Raw genomic sequence first — 2,922 nt, 5'->3', positions numbered from 1 at the left:
CCCCCCCCCCCCCCCCCCACAACACACCCCCCCCCCCCCCCCCCTCCCCGCCCCCCCCCCCCCCCGGCCGGCGCCCCCCCCCCCCCCGCCCCCCCCGCCCCCCCCCCCCGCGCCGACGATTCAGTCCGCGCGCAGATTGACCGCCTTCGGTCCCTTGCCCATGCGGTCGGGCTCGACGTCGAAGGTGACCTTCTGGCCATCGACGAGCGTGCGCAGGCCCGAAGCCTCGATCGCGGAGATGTGGACGAACACGTCCTTGGCGCCGTCATCTGGCGTGATGAAGCCGAAGCCTTTGGTCGCGTTGAAGAATTTAACGGTGCCGGTCTGGGCCATTGGGGAAACTCCTTCACCCGTGTCAGTCTTTGTGGTTTGCCCGCCGCCTGACGCCGTGGGCAAGTCCCGGTGGTTGCTTCGGCAGTCATGCATTGGCGCATGGTCAAAACCCCCCGCCGAAAAACGGGGCCGTCAGAGATTCACAGTATCGGGGAAAGGTCGTCCAAAACGTTCCGCTCTCCGGGTCGCAAATGCCCGAACACAAAATTTATCGCACGGAAAGGTGATCGTTGCAAGGTAGCGCCCGCGGGCCACCCAATGGGCGCATTCCGACGCATGGCATCGATAGGACGGGGTGCTCGCCCGGTCATCGGCCAGAGCCTGGCCACGCATGGTCCAGCGGGCTGGGGCAGCTTGCAAACAGGGGTTGCATTTGGCGGTGGAATGGCGAGGATCGGCTGGAGTGGAGCGCGCGCGTTTGCGCCCGAGCGGTGGCTCGAGGGAGGTATAGTCATGAAATTTCTTGCGGCAATCTTCTCTCGGCAGGGTTTTGCCATCCTGTTGCTGTCGGCAGTTCTTGCAGCCTGTACCGCGGTTGTGGTGGAGGAAGGACCGGTGTACCGCCCGCCAAGGCCCGGGCCGCAATTCTGCACCAAGCAGTATGATCCGGTCTGCGCCCGGCGCGGCGGCGACCGCCAGACCTTCGCCAATGCCTGCCTTGCCGAGCGGGCCGGGTACCGCATCATTGGCGACGGCCAGTGCCGCGACGGCGGCGGTGATGGAGAGCAGACATTCTGCACACGCGAATACCGCCCGGTCTGCGCCCGCCGCGGCGGCGAGTTGCGCACCTTCCCCAACGCCTGCGAGGCTCGCGCCGCCGACTATCGCATCGTCGACGACGGTCCCTGCTGAGAGGCTGGTTTCCTCCCCGTCTCCGGACGGGGAGGGCAGCTGGCGCCTCTTGCCTCTAGCCGGCAGCCTCGCCTTTATGGCAATGGGCGATGAACTCGGCCCTAGCCAATCCTGACCATATGGCTTTGACGTTACGTGATCTTTTATCCGATCCGCGCGATGGCTGGATGAATGCAGGGCTGCTCATCCGTCCGCCACTAGCCCTTGGACTTCGGCTTCAAACCGGCTTCCGCCTGCTTGACGGCCGAGCCGAAGGGCAAGGCCGGCTTTGCCGCCGCCTTGTCCTTCTTGGGCTTGCGTGTCTCGCGGTTGCTGCGCTGTTGACCCTTGGCCATTTCTTGGTCCTCGTGATTGATTAACGTGGTGGTGGCTGATGTGGACCTAAAGCGCGTCGCGTTGAAAAGGATTCAGCCGACGCGCTTTAAGTTTTTGTTTTTATGCATGTCGTTGTCCCAAAAACCGCTTCGCACCCTCGGGTCAGGCCCGTGGGCATGCTTTTGGGCGACATGCATTAGGTGCTCGGATTGTCGGCCACTTCGAGATTGTCTTCCGTGGTGACCCGTTCATGGGTCTCCTCGTCGCTGCGGATGCGGTATTGCGGCGAGCCGTCCTTGACCGGCAGCTTGCTCTTGATCTGGAACAGCTCAGCGGTCTTCTGGACAAGGCCGGTGCGGCTCTTCATGCGAACGGTCTGGCCGATCGCGAAAAGATGTGCGGGCGTGTCGGTGCGTGGGCGTGCGTTCTGCTGGAAGCGGATCATGCGGCATTCTCCTGGTCGCGCCTCAGCGCGGTTTCGAGTTCGGCGAAGTCGATGGCGACCAATTGGCTGGTCTGGCTTTTCACCGTCCTTGCCGGCAGATGGATGAAGGTGGCGACACGCCGCCAGGCAAGCCACGATATGCCATCGATAAGCTCCTCATCGTGGTCGATGTCGTAGTCGCCGGCCGGCATTTTTCCTTCCAGGCCGCCGAGCATGAAGGGTGCCTCGAAATGCGCGATGGAATGGGTAGTTCGGCCAGACATTCTCGTGCCTCGAAGTCTCGTTCCCGGCTTGGATCCGATAAGGTGGTGCCCGCTTCGCGGCACCGGGACTTAAGTGTCGTGTGTCCCGTATCGGCAATTTGGGTATCGGCGATCTGGAATGAGTTTGGCGGGTCGAGAACCTCTGACGCCGCGAGATGCCAAGCTTGGCCCAAAAAACGATCTCAATTCATTAATCCAAAATTGCGGTTTATTCAAGAAGATTCCCGCCCATCGTCGACCTTATCGCGAAATTACTTTTCTAGGACTATTTGTAGAATGGTGATACGATCCGGACACCTCACAAGAATTGTTTGAGATTGTGCCGGAAAAATTCATCCCGGCATCGATTTTTATTTACATCTGAAAGGAAAAATCATGGTTTCCGTGAAAACACCTGATAGTTCGACCGTAACAATCGAGCCGATTATCAAGCAGGCCGCCGGGCCTACAAAAGTCATGTCGGCGCGGCTGACGATACGAAGTGACGAGGCAGCAAGGCGAAGGATCGCCGACACCGACGGCACGCTGCGGCGGGCCAGACAGGTTGCGGAGACCAACCGCCTGATCTGACAGCCGGCTTGCAGTGCCCTACTGCCCCCGGTGGGGGGGGGGTTTGGGGGGCCCAAGGGGGGGTTTTTATTTTTTTTTTTGGTTTGTTAGATTACAAACAACGGGTTGGGGGGGTGGGGGGGGGGGCAGGAAAAATAAGGGCAA

At 61.1% G+C, this 2,922-nt stretch carries 6 protein-coding genes; 2 read left to right on the top strand and 4 right to left on the bottom strand.

The features are described 5' to 3' along the window. Positions 1-120 precede the first annotated feature (120 nt). Entirely contained in the window at positions 121-333 is a 213-nt protein-coding gene (locus AC0L3N_RS19825) for a cold-shock protein (protein WP_023799871.1), read from the bottom strand. 453 nt (positions 334-786) lie between these two features. Here AC0L3N_RS19825 and AC0L3N_RS19820 point away from each other — a divergent pair, with 453 nt between their 5' ends. Next, positions 787-1,185 carry a Kazal-type serine protease inhibitor family protein gene (locus AC0L3N_RS19820; RefSeq protein ID WP_473549149.1) on the top strand — a complete coding sequence of 133 codons (399 nt, stop codon included), beginning with the start codon at positions 787-789 and terminating at the stop codon, positions 1,183-1,185. 197 nt (positions 1,186-1,382) lie between these two features. Here AC0L3N_RS19820 and AC0L3N_RS19815 read toward each other — a convergent pair whose 3' ends face one another. From AC0L3N_RS19815 to AC0L3N_RS19805, 3 genes are all read right to left on the bottom strand, one after another. Then, the gene (locus AC0L3N_RS19815) at positions 1,383-1,520 is read right to left on the bottom strand and encodes a hypothetical protein (protein WP_292180379.1); all 138 of its coding nucleotides are present in this window, start codon (positions 1,518-1,520) and stop codon (positions 1,383-1,385) included. 176 nt (positions 1,521-1,696) lie between these two features. After that, positions 1,697-1,945, bottom strand: a complete 249-nt coding sequence (locus AC0L3N_RS19810; RefSeq protein ID WP_292180382.1) for a hypothetical protein — start codon at positions 1,943-1,945, stop codon at positions 1,697-1,699. After that, positions 1,942-2,208 (bottom strand): hypothetical protein, encoded by a 267-nt coding sequence (locus AC0L3N_RS19805; protein ID WP_292180385.1) that lies wholly within the window; start codon positions 2,206-2,208, stop codon positions 1,942-1,944. The genes AC0L3N_RS19810 and AC0L3N_RS19805 overlap by 4 nt, the downstream gene beginning before the upstream one ends. A gap of 375 nt (positions 2,209-2,583) precedes the next feature. Here AC0L3N_RS19805 and AC0L3N_RS19800 point away from each other — a divergent pair, with 375 nt between their 5' ends. After that, on the top strand, positions 2,584-2,778 hold the full coding sequence (locus AC0L3N_RS19800; RefSeq protein WP_473488732.1) for a hypothetical protein: 195 nt from the start codon (positions 2,584-2,586) through the stop codon (positions 2,776-2,778). Positions 2,779-2,922: the final 144 nt, after the last annotated feature.

The sequence above is a fragment of the Mesorhizobium sp. WSM4807 genome (genome assembly GCF_055811615.1).
This window is presented reverse-complemented; position numbering and strand designations above follow the sequence as displayed.

Excerpts from the sequence above, each read along its gene's own strand:
- AC0L3N_RS19825 (WP_023799871.1), bottom strand. The coding sequence starts at position 333 with ATGGCCCAGACCGGCACCGTTAAATTCTTCAACGCGACCAAAGGCTTC.
- AC0L3N_RS19820 (WP_473549149.1), top strand. The coding sequence starts at position 787 with ATGAAATTTCTTGCGGCAATCTTCTCTCGGCAGGGTTTTGCCATCCTG.
- AC0L3N_RS19815 (WP_292180379.1), bottom strand. The coding sequence starts at position 1,520 with ATGGCCAAGGGTCAACAGCGCAGCAACCGCGAGACACGCAAGCCCAAG.
- AC0L3N_RS19810 (WP_292180382.1), bottom strand. The coding sequence starts at position 1,945 with ATGATCCGCTTCCAGCAGAACGCACGCCCACGCACCGACACGCCCGCA.
- AC0L3N_RS19805 (WP_292180385.1), bottom strand. The coding sequence starts at position 2,208 with ATGTCTGGCCGAACTACCCATTCCATCGCGCATTTCGAGGCACCCTTC.
- AC0L3N_RS19800 (WP_473488732.1), top strand. The coding sequence starts at position 2,584 with ATGGTTTCCGTGAAAACACCTGATAGTTCGACCGTAACAATCGAGCCG.